The sequence below is a fragment of the Kordia sp. genome (assembly GCF_965283645.1).
In the GTDB taxonomy this organism is placed as follows: domain Bacteria; phylum Bacteroidota; class Bacteroidia; order Flavobacteriales; family Flavobacteriaceae; genus Kordia.
Window position 1 is genome coordinate 2,197,695 of sequence record NZ_CBDIPG010000001.1, and the last position, 16,370, is coordinate 2,214,064.

General features: G+C 33.1%; 21 protein-coding genes. 12 read left to right on the forward strand and 9 right to left on the reverse strand.

The features are described from left to right. Positions 1–12: 12 nt before the first annotated feature. Genes ACQ654_RS09655 through ACQ654_RS09665 form a run of 3 tightly spaced genes read left to right on the forward strand, consistent with a single transcriptional unit; the run spans position 13 to position 1,970 of the window. Positions 13–837 (forward strand): thymidylate synthase, encoded by an 825-nt coding sequence (locus ACQ654_RS09655; RefSeq protein WP_430410120.1) that lies wholly within the window; start codon positions 13–15, stop codon positions 835–837. A gap of 5 nt (positions 838–842) precedes the next feature. Continuing rightward, positions 843–1,370, forward strand: a complete 528-nt coding sequence (locus tag ACQ654_RS09660) for an alpha/beta hydrolase (protein ID WP_430410121.1) — start codon at positions 843–845, stop codon at positions 1,368–1,370. A 6-nt stretch (positions 1,371–1,376) separates the two neighbouring features. Further along, positions 1,377–1,970 (forward strand): GNAT family N-acetyltransferase, encoded by a 594-nt coding sequence (locus ACQ654_RS09665; RefSeq protein ID WP_430410122.1) that lies wholly within the window; start codon positions 1,377–1,379, stop codon positions 1,968–1,970. 106 nt (positions 1,971–2,076) lie between these two features. Here ACQ654_RS09665 and ACQ654_RS09670 read toward each other — a convergent pair whose 3' ends face one another. After that, entirely contained in the window at positions 2,077–2,373 is a 297-nt protein-coding gene (locus ACQ654_RS09670) for an isoamylase early set domain-containing protein (RefSeq protein WP_430410123.1), read from the reverse strand. A gap of 349 nt (positions 2,374–2,722) precedes the next feature. On the opposite strand from ACQ654_RS09670, the gene ACQ654_RS09675 reads away from it, so the two are divergent. From ACQ654_RS09675 to lspA, 4 genes are all read left to right on the forward strand, one after another. Further along, entirely contained in the window at positions 2,723–3,208 is a 486-nt protein-coding gene (locus tag ACQ654_RS09675; protein ID WP_430410124.1) for an energy transducer TonB, read from the forward strand. Positions 3,209–3,221: 13 nt separating this feature from the next. Beyond that, positions 3,222–4,151, forward strand: coding sequence for a dihydrofolate reductase (locus ACQ654_RS09680; RefSeq protein ID WP_430410125.1), 930 nt, complete (start codon positions 3,222–3,224; stop codon positions 4,149–4,151). Positions 4,152–4,253: 102 nt separating this feature from the next. Beyond that, on the forward strand, positions 4,254–5,144 hold the full coding sequence (gene fabD / locus ACQ654_RS09685) for an ACP S-malonyltransferase (RefSeq protein WP_430410126.1): 891 nt from the start codon (positions 4,254–4,256) through the stop codon (positions 5,142–5,144). Positions 5,145–5,159: 15 nt separating this feature from the next. Next, positions 5,160–5,666: a signal peptidase II gene (lspA, locus tag ACQ654_RS09690; protein ID WP_430410127.1), complete on the forward strand. Its 507-nt coding sequence runs from the start codon at positions 5,160–5,162 to the stop codon at positions 5,664–5,666. Positions 5,667–5,840: 174 nt separating this feature from the next. On the opposite strand, the gene ACQ654_RS09695 is transcribed toward lspA, so the two are convergent. From ACQ654_RS09695 to ACQ654_RS09705, 3 genes are all read right to left on the reverse strand, one after another. After that, positions 5,841–6,044 carry a hypothetical protein gene (locus tag ACQ654_RS09695; protein WP_430410128.1) on the reverse strand — a complete coding sequence of 68 codons (204 nt, stop codon included), beginning with the start codon at positions 6,042–6,044 and terminating at the stop codon, positions 5,841–5,843. A gap of 245 nt (positions 6,045–6,289) precedes the next feature. Then, a complete protein-coding gene (locus ACQ654_RS09700; RefSeq protein WP_430410129.1) occupies positions 6,290–7,003 on the reverse strand; it encodes a zeta toxin family protein in 714 nt (237 codons plus the stop codon). Between the two features lie 20 nt (positions 7,004–7,023). Continuing rightward, positions 7,024–7,314, reverse strand: coding sequence for a hypothetical protein (locus ACQ654_RS09705; RefSeq protein ID WP_430410130.1), 291 nt, complete (start codon positions 7,312–7,314; stop codon positions 7,024–7,026). Between the two features lie 281 nt (positions 7,315–7,595). Here ACQ654_RS09705 and ACQ654_RS09710 point away from each other — a divergent pair, with 281 nt between their 5' ends. From ACQ654_RS09710 to ACQ654_RS09720, 3 genes are all read left to right on the forward strand, one after another. After that, a complete protein-coding gene (locus tag ACQ654_RS09710; RefSeq protein ID WP_430410131.1) occupies positions 7,596–7,832 on the forward strand; it encodes a hypothetical protein in 237 nt (78 codons plus the stop codon). Positions 7,833–7,978: 146 nt separating this feature from the next. After that, positions 7,979–8,194 carry a hypothetical protein gene (locus tag ACQ654_RS09715; protein WP_430410132.1) on the forward strand — a complete coding sequence of 72 codons (216 nt, stop codon included), beginning with the start codon at positions 7,979–7,981 and terminating at the stop codon, positions 8,192–8,194. Positions 8,195–8,304: 110 nt separating this feature from the next. After that, the gene (locus ACQ654_RS09720; protein ID WP_430410133.1) at positions 8,305–8,484 is read left to right on the forward strand and encodes a hypothetical protein; all 180 of its coding nucleotides are present in this window, start codon (positions 8,305–8,307) and stop codon (positions 8,482–8,484) included. Positions 8,485–8,555: 71 nt separating this feature from the next. On the opposite strand, the gene ACQ654_RS09725 is transcribed toward ACQ654_RS09720, so the two are convergent. The 3 genes from ACQ654_RS09725 to ACQ654_RS09735 all read right to left on the reverse strand — a co-directional run bounded on the left by ACQ654_RS09725 (position 8,556) and on the right by ACQ654_RS09735 (position 12,102). Beyond that, on the reverse strand, positions 8,556–9,836 hold the full coding sequence (locus ACQ654_RS09725; RefSeq protein WP_430410134.1) for an amidohydrolase family protein: 1,281 nt from the start codon (positions 9,834–9,836) through the stop codon (positions 8,556–8,558). A gap of 19 nt (positions 9,837–9,855) precedes the next feature. Continuing rightward, positions 9,856–10,881 carry a UDP-glucose 4-epimerase GalE gene (galE, locus tag ACQ654_RS09730; protein WP_430410135.1) on the reverse strand — a complete coding sequence of 342 codons (1,026 nt, stop codon included), beginning with the start codon at positions 10,879–10,881 and terminating at the stop codon, positions 9,856–9,858. A 63-nt stretch (positions 10,882–10,944) separates the two neighbouring features. Next, on the reverse strand, positions 10,945–12,102 hold the full coding sequence (locus tag ACQ654_RS09735) for a DegT/DnrJ/EryC1/StrS family aminotransferase (RefSeq protein WP_430410136.1): 1,158 nt from the start codon (positions 12,100–12,102) through the stop codon (positions 10,945–10,947). Between the two features lie 98 nt (positions 12,103–12,200). Here ACQ654_RS09735 and ACQ654_RS09740 point away from each other — a divergent pair, with 98 nt between their 5' ends. Together ACQ654_RS09740 and ACQ654_RS09745 are read left to right on the forward strand one after the other, a co-directional pair. Further along, positions 12,201–13,439 carry a 3-deoxy-D-manno-octulosonic acid transferase gene (locus tag ACQ654_RS09740; protein ID WP_430410137.1) on the forward strand — a complete coding sequence of 413 codons (1,239 nt, stop codon included), beginning with the start codon at positions 12,201–12,203 and terminating at the stop codon, positions 13,437–13,439. A 137-nt stretch (positions 13,440–13,576) separates the two neighbouring features. Next, positions 13,577–13,933, forward strand: coding sequence for a hypothetical protein (locus tag ACQ654_RS09745; RefSeq protein ID WP_430410138.1), 357 nt, complete (start codon positions 13,577–13,579; stop codon positions 13,931–13,933). A 76-nt stretch (positions 13,934–14,009) separates the two neighbouring features. Here the strand turns inward: ACQ654_RS09745 and ACQ654_RS09750 are convergent, their stop codons facing one another. Together ACQ654_RS09750 and ACQ654_RS09755 are read right to left on the reverse strand one after the other, a co-directional pair. After that, positions 14,010–14,246 carry a hypothetical protein gene (locus ACQ654_RS09750; RefSeq protein WP_430410139.1) on the reverse strand — a complete coding sequence of 79 codons (237 nt, stop codon included), beginning with the start codon at positions 14,244–14,246 and terminating at the stop codon, positions 14,010–14,012. Positions 14,247–14,652: 406 nt separating this feature from the next. Beyond that, positions 14,653–16,158 (reverse strand): tail fiber domain-containing protein, encoded by a 1,506-nt coding sequence (locus tag ACQ654_RS09755; protein WP_430410140.1) that lies wholly within the window; start codon positions 16,156–16,158, stop codon positions 14,653–14,655. Between the last annotated feature and the right edge of the window lie 212 nt (positions 16,159–16,370).

The window sequence follows — 16,370 nt, forward strand, 5'->3', positions numbered from 1 at the left end:
AAAGAAAACACCATGAGACAGTATTTAGACCTCGTTAAACATGTACTTGAGCACGGAAATGAAAAAGGAGATCGTACAGGAACGGGAACAAAAAGTGTATTTGGATATCAAATGCGTTTCGATCTGAATGAAGGTTTTCCAATGGTAACTACTAAAAAGTTACATTTAAAATCGATTGTTCATGAGCTTTTATGGTTTATAAAAGGTGATACAAATGTAAAATATTTACAAGAAAATGGCGTGCGTATTTGGAATGAATGGGCAGATGAAAATGGTGATTTAGGACCAGTGTACGGACATCAATGGCGTAATTGGAATAGCGAAAGTATTGATCAATTATCAGAAGTAATTGAAACGTTAAAAAATAATCCTAATAGCAGACGCATGATGGTTTCTGCTTGGAATCCAAGTGTATTGCCAAATACTAAAATTTCATTCAGTGAAAATGTTGCCAACGGAAAAGCCGCCTTGCCTCCATGTCATGCGTTTTTTCAGTTTTATGTAGCAGACGGGAAATTATCATGTCAACTCTACCAACGAAGCGCAGATGTGTTTTTAGGCGTTCCGTTTAATATTGCTTCGTATGCGTTGTTAACAATGATGATGGCAAAAGTATGTGGATATGAATATGGCGACTTTATACACACTTTTGGTGATGCACATATTTACAGCAATCATTTTGAGCAAGTGGAATTACAATTAACACGTGAGCCGTTTCCATTACCAACCATGAAAATAAATCCTGAAATCAATAGTATTTTCGATTTCAAGTTTGAAGATTTTAAATTGGAAAACTACCAACATCATCCAGGTATTAAAGGTGCTGTGGCAATTTAATTCACATGAAACCACGACTAATTATTTTATCTGATTTATGGGGAAAGCAAAAATCGGCGTGGATTCAATTCTATATAGAAAAACTAAGTCCTGTATTTAACATACAGTATTATGATTGTTGTGAATTAGGAAAAATCGAAACTTCAACATACACACAAGAACATTTACACCAACAATTTGTTTCTTTCGGAATTGAAAATGCTGTAAAACAATTACTTCAGTTAGAAAAGAATTCTATTCACGTACTATCTTTTAGTATTGGAGGTATAATTGCTTGGAAAGCAGCATTACTTGGATTACCTTTATTATCATTAAATACAATTTCTGCAACACGATTGCGTCATGAAACTAGTATTCTTAAAATTCCTGTTCAATTATATTTTGGAATGAATGATGCACACAAACCATCTGATAATTGGTGTAATCAATTCAGCAGTGAAAACATTACTCATTTTGATGATGAATCGCATGAAATGTATCGGAAAGAAAAAATTGCAGTATTAGTCTGCAAAAAAATAATAGAAGCGAATTAATCAGATATGATTTTATTAGATTTTAATAAAAACTACATTTTAGACAATGGTTTTGTCCAATTGCGCCCGTTAACCATGGACGATTTTGAGCATCTTCTTCCTTTTTCTATGAAGGAACCTGAATTATGGAAATATTCCTTAACACCAGCAGATGGAGAAGAAAATTTAAGAAAGTACATGCAAACGGCAATTCAAGCACGAATTGAAAAAAAAGCATATCCTTTTATTGTATATGATAAGCGTTTCAACACCTATGCAGGTTGTACACGTTTTTATGATTTTCAGCAACTACATCAAGCAGTTTCTTTAGGTTATACATGGTATGGAAAAGAATTTCAAGGTACTGGACTGAATAAGAATTGTAAATTTTTACTGCTTCAGTTTGCATTCGAACATATGAAAGTTCAACGTGTAGAGTTTAGAGCAGATCATACGAATAAACGTAGCATTGCGGCTATGAAAAGTATTGGCTGTAAAGAAGAAGGTGTTTTGCGGAGCAATTGCGCTTCACCAACTGGTAGACGAGACAGTATTGTACTAAGTATTTTAAAATATGAGTGGTTTAGCGGTATTAAAAAAGAGCTGGCTAAAAAACTATAAAACGAAGCAATCTGTAAATCAATAATTTAAATTTCACAGATTGCTTCACTTCATTCGCAATGACTATTTTTTCAGACAGCCTCGTTTTTGTGATTGTTATATAAAATTACAAGCTTAATACGCCGTTTTCAGCAGCTGCGAAATCATTCCACTTATATGCGTCAGCTTGTTCATCATTTGCGTATAAACCATCAACTACGTATCTAAATTCGTATTCGTTGTCTTTTTCTAAATCGACAGTACCTTTAAAGGTTCCATTTTTTAACTTTTTTAAGCTCGTTGCTTCTGTATTCCATTCATTAAAATTTCCGACTACAGAAACCGCTTCTGCTTCTTTTGCCGCAACACTAAATGTTACTTTACATATAGGTTTGCTTTTTAAATATTGCTTTTTAATTGCCATAATTTCAAGTGTTTGTTATCGTCAAATGTATAGAAGAATTTTCCGCAAACAAATGAATGAGTTCACAAAAATGAAAGAATTATGATTTTGCTAATAAACTCCAATTAAATTCAAAAAGAATGAAAAAAAACACACCTTTAATTAACAGATTATCAATACGATTTTAAAGGGTTTTCACCTGATTCTCAACGATATCGATTGCGTAAAATATAAATATCGCAGACAAATTATAGAATACATTCATCTAAATAAATTGCATTTCATAGTGAAATTTCATCTTTTCGCATCAACAGAATGCAGTATTCAAAAAAGAAAAGTATCTTTATATCATTAAAAAAATTACACAGTGATGAAAAAAATAATTATTCCCGTTTTATTTTGTTTGATAGCTCATATTGGATTTGCTCAAAAAGCAACAAATATGTCAACCATAAAAGTAGGCCCTAATGGAACTATTCATTATTCTCAAATGGACAACGCGCCATTATTTGCAGGATGTGAGAATGCTGGCACTACAAAACAACAGAATAAATGTACTGAGAATAAAGTTCAAGCGTACCTTCAAAAAAGCTTTGATAAAAACACTGCAAAGTCAATTTCCGCAAAAAGAAATATTGTTGATAATAATGTATATGTTCGTTTCATTGTAAACAAACAAGGAGCTATAGAAAATATAGGTGTACGTGTAAGCAATGAGCAAATGAAAGCTGAAATTAAAAGAATTGTAGCTACTTTACCTCGTTTCTCAAAAGGGACACATCAAGGAAAAGCTGTAAACACATCTTTTTCTTATTGGTTTCAAGCTGATTTATTATTGAGAAATGCTGCGGAATAAAAACTAAAGTCACATGTTCGGCAAAAAAAATAAACCTACCACGCAAATCGATCAAGAACAACTTGAACTTATTGAAACAGCGCAAAAACGCATCAAGCAAAAAAAGCGACTGTATTATCATTTAGTCATTTTTATTATTGGTTCTGCTTTTTTAGTCCTCTTAAATGTAGTTTTAGGATTTGGAGAAGACTTTACACTGTTTCAAACTCAATGGTTTGTTTGGGCTGTATTGGCTTGGTTATTTGTATTCTTATTTCATGCATTTGATGTATTTATCACCAAAAAATTCTTAGGAAAAGATTGGGAAGCAAAACAATTGGAAAAATTAGTTGCCAAGCAAGAATTTCGCATCGAAAAACTAAAACAAAAATTTTTAAAACAAGAAACTGAAATTGCTAAAACACAAGCAATGGATGAAATTATTAATACACCACAACCAATTCCAGCAAGAAGTTCGTTATCTATAATTGTGGCGGCGGCTGAAAACAATATCATTGGCAAAGACAATGAATTAATTTGGCATTTGAGTAATGATTTAAAACGTTTTAAAGAATTAACTTCAGGACACCATATTATTATGGGACGCAAAACATTTGAAAGCTTCCCAAAACCATTACCAAATAGAACACATATTGTCATAACACGTCAAAAAGACTACCAAGTACCTAAAGGTGTCATTGTTGTAAATTCTATTCAAGATGCAGTACATATTGCAACAACAAACGATGCGCAACCATTTGTAATTGGTGGTGGCGAAATATACAGGCAAGCACTTCCATTTGCTACAAAAATTGAATTGACACGTGTACACCACGAATTTGAAGGTGATGCTTTTTTCCCAGAAATTGATTTAAAAGAATGGAAAGAAATTGCCAACACTCTTCATACAAAAGATGCCAAACACGATTATGAATTCTCTTTTATTACATATGAAAGAATCTAAATATATATTCCCTTAAAATTCTTTATTTTTGCATCAACTAATTTAAAAACAATCGCTTTTTTCGACTATTTAAAACAGTTGAAGAAAAAATAAGACATACACATGAAAGCATATATATTTCCAGGGCAAGGCGCTCAATTTACAGGAATGGGATTAGACCTTTATGAAAAATCAGATATTGCACAAGGTCTTTTTGAAGATGCCAATGATATTTTAGGATTTCATATTACAGATATCATGTTTGAAGGTACTCCGGAAGATTTAAAACAAACGAAAGTTACGCAACCTGCTATCTTTTTACATTCTGTTATTTTAAGTAAAGTATTAGGTGATACATTTCAGCCAGAAATGGTTGCAGGACATTCTTTAGGAGAACTTTCTGCCTTAGTTGCCAATGGAGCATTAACTTTTGAAGATGGCTTAAAACTTGTTTCACAACGTGCTTTAGCCATGCAAAAAGCTTGTGAAGCACAACAAAGTACAATGGCGGCCGTTTTAGGTTTAGATAATGAAGTTGTTGAAAAAATATGTAGTGAAACTCCAGGAATTGTGGTTGCGGCAAATTACAACTGTCCAGGTCAAATTGTGATTTCAGGAGAAATTGATGCCATCAATACTGCTTGCGAAACGTTAAAAGAAGCTGGCGCTAGAAGAGCTTTGGTATTACCTGTTGGTGGCGCTTTTCATTCACCTCTTATGGAGCCTGCACGAGAAGAATTAGCCGCAGCTATTGAAAATACAACATTTGTCAATCCAAATTGTCCTATTTATCAAAATGTGACAACAACTGCAATAATCGATGCTACTGAAATTAAAAAGAATCTAATTTCGCAATTAACAGCTCCTGTAAAGTGGACACAATCAATACAGCAAATGATTACAGATGGAGCGACTTCATTTACAGAAGTTGGCCCAGGAAAAGTGTTGCAGGGATTATTACGTAAAATTGATCGTTCTGTAGCCGCACAAAGTGCTACTTTTGGAGAAGAATAAATTTATACAATTGCTATGAAAATTTCTAGAACGTTTCGAATGTTGTTGATTTTCGGACTGATTTTAATGAACGTTGGTTGTGACCAAGTTTCTAAATCAGTGGCGCGAACTCACATTGATGCAAAGGAACAAATTTATGTGATAGGAGAATATTTAGTTTTAATGAAAACTGAAAATAAAGGCGCATTTCTAGGATTTTTATCTACATTAGAAAACCCAATATTGAAAGCTATTCTTTTAATTTTACTACCAATTGCAGTATTGTTCTTTATTTTACGAATGATTATTGTTAATACAGACTTAGATAAGTATATGATTTTCGGATTGTGCTGTATTATTGGTGGTGGAATCGGGAATTTGTATGATCGGATTTTATACAGTTCTGTAACCGATTTTATGCATATTGATTTAGGTGGCGTTTTTAAAACTGGAATTTTCAATATGGCAGATGTTTCTGTGATGTTAGGAACAGGATTATTGATTTTTTCCTTTATCAAACGAAAAGAATTTTCCATATCATAACTAATAAAAAGAGGCTGTCTAAAAAGCTAATAATTATGTCATTACGAGAAATTTTTAATTTCGAAGCAATCTGTAAATTAATAACTTAAATTTTACAGATTGCTTCATTTCTTTCGCAATGACGTCTTTTTAGACAACCTCTTTCTTTTGACTTCTACTTTTTGTTTCGTTGTACTATAGTGGAGTACTTTCACATTCACTTGGAAGCGCACCATTCGTATCTCTTGATGTATGTGGTTGGTGTACACGACAATCAAATGCTTCTGTTAACGGTTCTCTTGGGCAAAACCAAGTATATCCTGGCAATCCACCTTTGATAGCTAAGTTAGAAATTGATTTTTTGTTTAATGACAAGTTTTTTAAATGTCTTTTTTTCATAGTTATAGTGTTATGATTACTAATTATTTACTCCTAAACTAGTAAAGAATACTAAGTGTTATGAAAACTACTTTCTGAAAGGTTCGTTTGGACTGCTGGAAATATTCAATTTTAAATAGATAAGTTCATAGTATCAATAAAATGATAGCTAACAAAACTGTTGAGTTTACCAAAATTCCTTTTTTCTTAAAAAAAAGAATCCAATTTAATATTCTTAAAAAAATCACAAATACCTATCGTGATAATTATAAATTTTCTAAAAAATAAGTATCCATCCAAACCGGAATTGAATCTGAGTGAAATGTTATTTTCTCACCTTTAAAAACATCTAAAACTAACACAGAATTATCTCCACTATTATCAAAAATAAATGTTCTATGAGTGTGTTGAATGGCTTCAGATAAATAGGTTAGACTTCTATAATACCGTTTTTCAATCTTATCCTCAGGAACAGGGTGACCGCCATTTATGACGCGCTCGTCAACTCTTTGTTTGTTGATCTCAACATTCTCTGTAGATATAAAGTATAAATAATTTTTATAGCCTTTCGCCTTTGAATTTCTTAAAGTTTCTAACTTAGAAGAATGAGACATTACCGTCTCAAAAGTTAGTTTCTTACCATTTTCTATGAGTTCATTACGTATAAAATCTGCCAAAATTGAGGCTTCGTATGAATGAGTTTTAAGATTTGGATTCAAAATTTTACCATTTTGAAATTGAAGATCTATTACAAAACCAGCGGCAGTTACTTTTTTATATAAAGTATGATTTTCAATAAATGCTGTAAAATATTCACTTGTAATTTGATTGCTTAATCCATAATCAGTAAGAGAAAATATTTTGGAGTCAGCTAATTTTTTCTCTATTTCATCAGCATTTACATAAACACCGACGTCAAACTTATTTTTCAAAACATCGTAAACAGTGCTTTTACCAGATCCATTAGGTCCTGCAAACATCCGTAATCGCTTACTAAACATTAAGTAGCCTTTCTACTAATGGTAAGTGTAGCACCTCTCGTGACTTTGCGAGGTTTTAAAACTTGAATAACCTCTCTTTTTTCTCCTTTAGTTTCCCGAATTACTTCTCCATCAATTACATATACTATTTCATCAAATGTTTCTGTAGCCTTTTGATGAGCAACACGCGTACCTTGTGCAGTTACTTTGTCTAAAAAGCTCAAATTATCAGCATCTTCCAATTTTTCAAGAGTAACAAAATAAGAAGAAGATTTACTTCTTCCTTGTTGGCGCTTTGAAATACTTTTCATCTTACCAATTGCCTTTTTTCTATCTACGCGCTGACTCATTATATCATTTACTTTATTGATTAACGCTAATAAAAATACAAAAATTGTTCCTAAAGCCTTAATTATATAGTGCTAATTATTGATTTTAATATTATTTAACAATTAACTATTATAGCTACTTCCCCAATTTTAAGTTAAATAGTAACTAAATTTTTAAATGTTAACTACGGCTAAACCGTAAATTGTTTCTCCATGATTTTCATATTTTAAAAGTCAGCTATTAACCTATAAACTTTAAAGTCATGAAAAAAAGAAACGTAAAATTATTAAAACTTCGTAAAAATTCAATTTCTCATTTAAACCTTGATCAAATAAATGGAGGACTTGTGCAAATCACAAAATTTAATATCTGCGGCTCACAAATTGACGCTTGCCCGTCTGCGCTTGGCTGTACATTTCTTCAAAATTGCCAGACATTAAACAATACATGTCAAACATTTAATTACGTATGCCAATCATTGGTAGAATGTCCTAAGTAAACAATTTCATTAGATACTAAATAGTAAGTCTATTTGTTCTTTTTCTTTCCATGAAGAACCTATTAATAACTACGGCTTTACCGTAAAGTATTCAAAAATGATTTTTATAATTTAATGCAAGTTATTAACCTATAAATTTTTAAGTCATGAAAAAAAGAAACGTAAAATCGTTGAGACTTCGTAAAAGTTCAATTTCAAAATTAGGAGATCAGCATGTAAAAGGAGGAATTTCAGGAACTTTTCCACAACCAACTCCACCAATTAAAATTACTGTAGGTGGATGTACATCGTTTATTGATGCATGTCCAACAGCATGGTGTCCGCCAACGGTAGATCCAAAAACGTGTCCTTTTCCATATTAAGATTTTTATACAGAAAGAGGATTGAAGTGTTAAGTACGGCTATACCGTAAACTATTTTTATGTGTTTTTTATATTTTACAGATATAGACAACCTAAAAAATTATAAAACCATGAAAAAAAGAGATGTAAAGTCATTAAAACTTCGTAAAAACTCAATTTCTAACTTGGAAAACAGTCAACTAAAAGGAGGTGCTAGACTTACGTACACATGTACATCAGTTATAGACAATTGTCCGTCAGCTTGGTTTTGTCCTACTGACCTTCCTTGGACCTGTAACACTTCTTGGTAAAAGAAAGGTTTGAAGATAAAAAAGAGGAGCGAAAAAATCGCTCCTCTTTGTATATATTTTAGTTAAGCTGTTTATTGCTTGTATATTTTTCCGTCTTTCATTACAAACACTACATTTTCCATCGTAGTAATGTTTTCTGTAGGATCATCATTAACTGCTACGATATCTGCTAAGAAACCTGCTTTCAATTGTCCTAATTCATTTTTCATTCCTAAAATCATTGCGTTGGTAATGGTAGCCGATTGAATGGCTTCCATCGCTGGCATTCCAGCTTCTACCATAAAACCAAACTCCTTTCCGTTGAGTCCGTGTTCATATACACCTGCGTCAGTTCCGAAGGCAATTCCAACACCTTTTTTATAAGCTTTGGCAAATGTTCCTTGAATTTTTGGTCCAACAGCCAATGCTTTCGGCACAATGATATCTGGATAGTATCCTTTTATTTTAGCTTTTGCTTCTACTTCTTTTCCTGCTGTTATTGTTGGTACTAAGTACGCATCGTATTTTTTCATGAGTTCCATTGTTTCGTCACTCATATATGTTCCATGCTCAATGGTTTTTACACCTCCAATAATAGCGCGTTGCATTCCTTCATCACCATGTGCGTGTGCCGCTACGTGCATTCCGTAATCTTTTGCAGTTTCACAGATAACTTTTATTTCTTCAACCGTAAATTGCGGATTACTTCCACTTTTTGCCACACTTAATACACCACCAGTTGCCGTAATTTTAATGACATCTGCACCATTTTTATACCGTTGACGCACTGCTTTTTTCGCATCGTTTATATTGTTTACGACACCTTCTTTTGGTCCTGGATCACCAATGATTTCTTTGCGATTTCCGTTTGTAGGATCGGCATGTCCACCAGTTGTTGCTAGTGATTTTCCTGCGGTAAAAATTCGTGGACCAGCAACTCTTCCTTGATTTATAGCGTTTCGTAATGAAATATTTACACCTGTTCCACCTAAATCTCGAACTGTTGTAAATCCTGCTTTTAGTGTTACAGCTGCAAAACCAACCGAACGAAAAGCTACATCTGCATCATTTAGTGTATATTTTTCTAAATATGCTTTCGGATTGGTTTCACTTTCAATATGAACGTGCATGTCTATCAAACCTGGCATTACCGTTTTCGACTTTAAGTCGATCATTGTAATGTTTGCTTTTTTAGGTTGTAGATAACCATCTGAAATACTTGTTATTTTGTTTCCAGAAACAACAATTGTTTTTTCTGTGAGTACTTTTCCGCTTTCTGTGTCAATGATTTTTCCACAATGAATATATGTTTCTTGTGCCAAAGCAACTGTAGAACAAAGTATTCCAAGGAATAATATGAGTAGTTTTTTCATTTGATTCGTTTATGGTTAATTAGTTGGTTTTTCTTATTTTTTGTTCCCATTGCCACGCTGAAAGCATTGCTTCATCTAAACTAGACGTTGCTTTCCAACCTAAAATAGTATTTGCTTTAGTCGTATCTGCATACGCAGAAATTACATCGCCTTCTCTTCTATTTACTATTTTATAGTTAAGTGATTGTTTGCTTACACGTTCAAAACTTTGAATGACTTCTAGTACAGAACTTCCTGTTCCTGTTCCTATATTGAATACTTCAAAATACGTTTCATGCTGTTTGTTTAGCAATCGTTTTAAGGCAATTACATGCGCTTTCGCGAGATCGACCACGTGAATATAATCACGAATACAGGTTCCATCTTTCGTAGGATAATCGTTTCCAAAAACAGCCAATTGTTTTCGCAAACCAATAGCCGTTTGTGTGATGAAAGGCACTAAATTTTGCGGAACACCATCAGGCAATTCTCCTATTGCTGTGCTTGCATGTGCGCCAATTGGGTTGAAATATCGCAATGATATTACTTGTAATCCTTTGGCAATTTTGGCAGTATCTTGTAAAATTTCTTCTCCAATTTGCTTGGTGTTTCCGTACGGAGAAAACGCTTGTTGTATGGGTGCATTTTCCGAAATCGGCATTGTTTCGGCTTGACCGTACACCGTGCATGAAGAACTAAAGATAAACGCTATGTTTTCGTTGTATTGAATTTGTTGTAATACCGTAACTAACGTTGAAACATTATTTTCATAGTATAACAATGGATTTTCAACACTTTCGCCAACCGCTTTACTTGCCGCAAAGTGAATGATTCCTTGAATGTTTTCATGTTTTTGAAAGAATGAAACCGTTGCTTGTTTGTCACGCAAGTCTAATTCTTCAAACGTTGGACGAATTCCTGTGATACTTTCTATTCCGTTTAAAACAGCTATGGAAGTGTTTGACAAGTTATCAATAATTACAACTTCAAATCCTGCTTGTTGCAACTCTACAACTGTATGAGAGCCAATGTAACCTAATCCGCCAGTAACAACTATTTTTTTCAAACTTTTCTAATTTGGATGTTGGGTTTTGGTATTAGGTTCGTTCCTAACGAGTATCTTTTTTATTTATCTAGTAACAAATTCTAATACCGTTTTAGTGATAAATTCTATTTGATCATCTTCTAATTCGGTATGCATTGGCAATGAAATTACTTCTTTGACCAATTGATTCGTTACAGGGAAATCTGCTTCGTTGTAACGATCGTCTTTGTATGCTTTTTGCAAGTGTAACGGAATTGGATAATATACACCACAAGGAATTCCGTTGTCGTTTAAGTGTTGTACGAGCGCATCTCTATCAACATTTACAATTCGTAATGTGTATTGATGAAATACATGACAGTTGCAACCTGCACAGATTGGATTTTCACAAACTTTTGATATTTGTGGCGTAATGATGTTTTCATTTCCAGCAAAAGCCGCGTTGTATTTTTTAGCTGCATTTTGACGTGCGGCATTGTAGGTGTCTAAATTTGGAAGTTTTGCACGTAATATGGTTGCTTGAATGGAATCCAATCGAGAGTTTACACCAACAACATCATGATGATATCGTTTGTACATTCCGTGATTTACGATTCCTCGGATTGTATGTGCTAAATCGTCGTCATTTGTAAAGATAGCACCACCATCTCCGTAGCAACCTAAGTTTTTTGATGGAAAGAACGAAGTTGACGCTACATGCCCAATTCCGCCAGCTTTTTTAACGCTTCCGTCTTCAAATGTATAGCTTGCGCCAATGGCTTGTGCATTGTCTTCAATTACGAATAGATTATGTTGTTTAGCAATTTCTTGAATCGCGTCCATGTTAGCACATTGTCCAAATAAATGTACAGGTACAATTGCTTTTGTTTTTGGCGTGATTGCTTTGCGAATAGCTTCTGGATCTATATTGAAAGAATCTTTTTCTACATCAACTAATACAGGTGTTAATTGCAGTAACGCAATTACCTCAACAGTTGCCGCAAATGTAAAATCTGCAGTAATGACTTCATCACCTGGTTTTAATCCAAGTCCCATCATTGCAATTTGTAATGCATCCGTTCCATTAGCACATGGAATTACATGTTTTACGTCTAAATATTCTTCTAATTCTTTTTGAAATGCATGTACTTCAGGTCCGTTTATGAATGCAGATGATGCAATTACATCTAATACGGATTGATCAACTTGGTCTTTTATTTTTGCGTATTGACCTTTGAGGTCGACCATTTGGATTTTCTTCATTCGTATCTTTCTTTTGTTCTAACAATATTACAAAATTGTACAACGATACCCAATGAATTTACCTGAAAGAATGTATTTTAGCATCAAACTTTTTGCTTTTGTATTTTATCTATAACATATTGATATACATTACTGGTTTCTTCTTAAAAATAGTCGCACTATTTCATAAGAAACTTGGACTTTTTGTTGCAGGTAGAAAGACCGTTTTTGAAACGTTAACCAATAAAATTCAATCTACAGACAACGTTATTTGGTTTCACACAGCTTCTTTGGGCGAATACGAACAAGGTTTACCTGTGTTAGAAGCACTGAAAAAGCAATATCCGACACACAAATTTGTATTAACTTTTTTCTCGCCTTCGGGTTATGAGGTTAAGAAAGATAGTGGCGTAGCAGATGTTATTACCTATTTACCGTTAGACACAAAAGCAAATGCAAAGCGTTTTTTAGATATTGTAAAGCCTGAATTAGTTGTTTTTGTGAAGTATGAATTTTGGCCGAATTATTTAGCAGAATTAAAAAAACGATCTGTTCATACGATTTCTATTTCTACTATTTTTAGAGATTCGCAAGTGTTTTTTAAGTCGTATGGAGGTTGGATGCGAAAATCATTGCATGCGTTTGATCATATTTTTGTACAAGATGAAGCGTCTGAGAAGTTGTTAAATTCTATTCAATATACAAACGTTACTGTTAGTGGAGATACACGTTTTGATAGAGTTTTAGAAATTTTGGATCGTGATAATTCATTACCATTTATTGCTGATTTTAAAGGCGATTCAATGTGTGTTGTTATTGGAAGTAGCTGGCAAGAAGATGAAAGCATTTTTGTTCCTTTTATCAATTCGTCAACAGAAGCTTGTAAATATATTATTGCGCCACATAATATTAAATCGCAAGAAATTCAGAAACTTCAACATCATATTACTAAGAAGACAGTTTTGTTTTCAGAAATGGATCAACATGAAAATTTAAATCAGTTTGATGTTTTTATTGTGGATACAATTGGAATTTTGACCAAAATATATAGGTATGCAACTATTGCATATGTTGGTGGCGGCATGGGAACTACTGGTTTGCACAATACCTTAGAACCTGCTGTTTTTGGAATTCCCGTCGTAATTGGCAAACATTATAAAGGATTTAAAGAAGCCGAAGAGTTGGTAAAACTAAAAGGAGTTCTTTCTATACAGCTTCAAACTGAATTTGATACAATAATGACACGCTTGTTAACGGATATTGACTTTAGAAAGCAAGTTGGTGACATTAACCGTAACTATGTGCATTCGCATGGAAATGCAAGTAACATTATTATGGAATATCTTTCCAAATTTTAATTTTTTCGCAAAAATTTACCTTTTATCTACAAAAGTGACAATTTCAAAGAGTGTTAAGAAGATGTTAAAATATTCTTTGTTTATCCGTGAAAGAAGTCTTAACATTGCGCAACAATTTAACAATAAATAGAATAGAGATGAAAAAAGTAATTTTAAAGGTTGCACTTGCCGTTGCATTGGTATTTGGCGTAACTTCATGTGAAGAAGTAAAGAAGAAGACAGATGATGCCGCTGAAAAAACTGAAGAAGTGGCTAAAGATGTAAAAGAGGAAGTAAAGGAAGCGGCTGAAGCGACTAAAGAAGCCGTGAAAGAAACTGCTAAAGATGTAAAAGATGCAGTTAACGATGCTGTTGATGAAACGAAAGATGCAGCAAATGATTTAAAAGAAGGCGCTAAGAAAGCTGTAGAAGACACAAAAGAAGCGGCTAACAAAGCTGTTGAAGATACTAAGAAAGCGGCTAACGATGCTAAAGAAAAAGCTTCAGGTCACTAAGAAATAATATATCTTTTTTGATTCTAAAACTAAAAAGCTTCTCCAAAATGGAGAAGCTTTTTTTTATTCCTTATTGTTAACAAATTGGAAGTGTGTTTGGGTCTATTTCATTTGTATTTACACAACCACGTTGCCATGTACGGTCACAATTGAATACTGTTCGTAAACAGATATTGTTTCCATTTTGATCAACTAAGGTTAGAATACAGAAGTTGATTGAATTTTCTTTTCCTCCTCCTATTCCTTGACTTGCATGCAAGTTAGAAATTGATTTTTTGTTTAGTACAAAATTTTTGATACTCTTTTTTTTCATGATGTAAAAGTTTTGATTCTTAATGAAATTAAAAAACTTTAGTTTGAGTGAGTTACGGATTTACCGTATTTAACGTTTCATTGACTGTTAAATTTTTAGAAATAAAAAAGCATCTCCAGTGTTGAAGATGCTTTTCATGCTAGGGTTTTACTCCCTATTTTTCACTTTTATTTGCATTTACATGCACTTGCATTATTTAGTGTAAAGCAGCCCTCGCTCATAGGTGGACATTGCCCTGTACATATTACCGAACAAAGGTTTGAAGTTCTTGTTCCTCCTTTTAAAGCATCCGAAGTTAAGTTAGATACGATGCTTTTTTTGAATGCGATTTTTTTGATTTCTCTTTTTTTCATGATTTTGGTTTATTAAAGTTAATATGTGATCTAAAGTTTTAAGTTGTATCAGATTACTTTACAATCATCTTTTTAGTGATTATGATTTTACTATCAGAAATTAAACTATATAAGAACATTCCTTTTCCTATATCACTTGAATTGATTGTAACTTGACCTTTATTATTTGTTAAACTGTAGTCTCTTATAAATTTTCCTGATAGATCAAAAACTGAGATTGTTGCTCTTGTGTTACTTGGCAATGTATAATTTATAACTGTTTGGTTTGTGAAAGGATTTGGTCTGTTTTGCTCCATTGAGAAATTGAGTTCTTTTCGATCTTGCTTATTGAAGCCAGATTTACTATTAGAGTTTTCTCTTTTAACATCTTCTAATTCACTTTCTAAGGCAGAAACTTTATCATTCAATTCGTTAAGGCTTGATGTTAAAACCGAAATGAGTCCCGTGTAGTTTACTACTTTATATTCGTATGCATCAACTTCTTTGTTGTCTTTGTCTAAAATTGGCTTTCTAACAGTTGTTACTAATTCAGGAAAAACTTCTTCAATGTTTTGTGCTAAGAATCCATGTTGTAATTCACTTGGTAAGTTTAATTGATCATTTTCTTTAAAAGTATAGGTAACTGCATCTAACTGTGATATTTTGTCTAATACATTTTCTTCACTTTTTACATCATTTTTTAGTTTTTTGTCAGATGCTGTAAATGTTCCTGTAACAACCACATTACCATTAAAATACCCTGCATATCGGTTTGTGCTTGCTGGAGAACTACCATAAATTCCAGCTCCAAAACCAGTCGGTGTAACACCGCTAGGACCTGTAATTGATCCACGAACACCATATGTACTACCATTACTACTTCCAGTTACAAATGCTGTTACACCTGTACTCTGAAATGCATCAGAAACACGGACACTTATACCTGTATCTGCATAACCACCTCCACTACTTTGAACTTGCACACCCGTTTTTATGTAACAAGATGCAGTATTAATTGCTTTAACTCCAGTAACAGTTCCACTGGAACCTGTAGTGTTTTGCGTAGTTACCCCTGTACGATTTGAACCGAAGCTACTAAAATCTACTCCAACAGTTGCATCAGGAGCTGTTAATGGAATTCCAAAAAAGGTTTTACCATCATTTGTCATGGTAGTAACCAATCTAGAAACTGTAGATGTAAAACTATTCGATACTCTAAATTCTAAGTCGGTTCCTGAAGCGAAAGAATCACCAACCCATTGTACTCTTGGATTTATATCGCCAGTATCTTGATATCCCATTGTTAACGCTCTATTTTTTAATTGAAAGCGCAGCCCAAATACATTCTGACTACCTGTATTTAGTTTACCAATAGAAAACCATTGACTCGTATTGAAGTCAAAAGCTGTTCCTGCATCTAATTGTGTGATCAAGCCTGGTTGAAATCTAAAAATTTCTTGTCCACTAAATTGTTGTGGAATCGGATTGAAAATTGAAGAAAAAACGGATCCAGACGATTGATTTTGCCCAAAAGCTGTTGCGGCAAAAAATACTGCTAATAAGAAAGTAATTTTTTTCATGGTTATATATTTTTAGTTGATTTTGTTTAAAGATATTTATAAAAAGTTAAACAAAATTACGGTAAAACCATAAAATGTACTCTGTTTCAGATATTTACAACTTTTTTACACATTTCAAACAAGAAGAGATAACCTATAAAGTGTGCTAGAAAACATGTATTAATCAATGAATCAGATGTTCTTGATAGAATTTAAAAAGTATGTAAACTCTT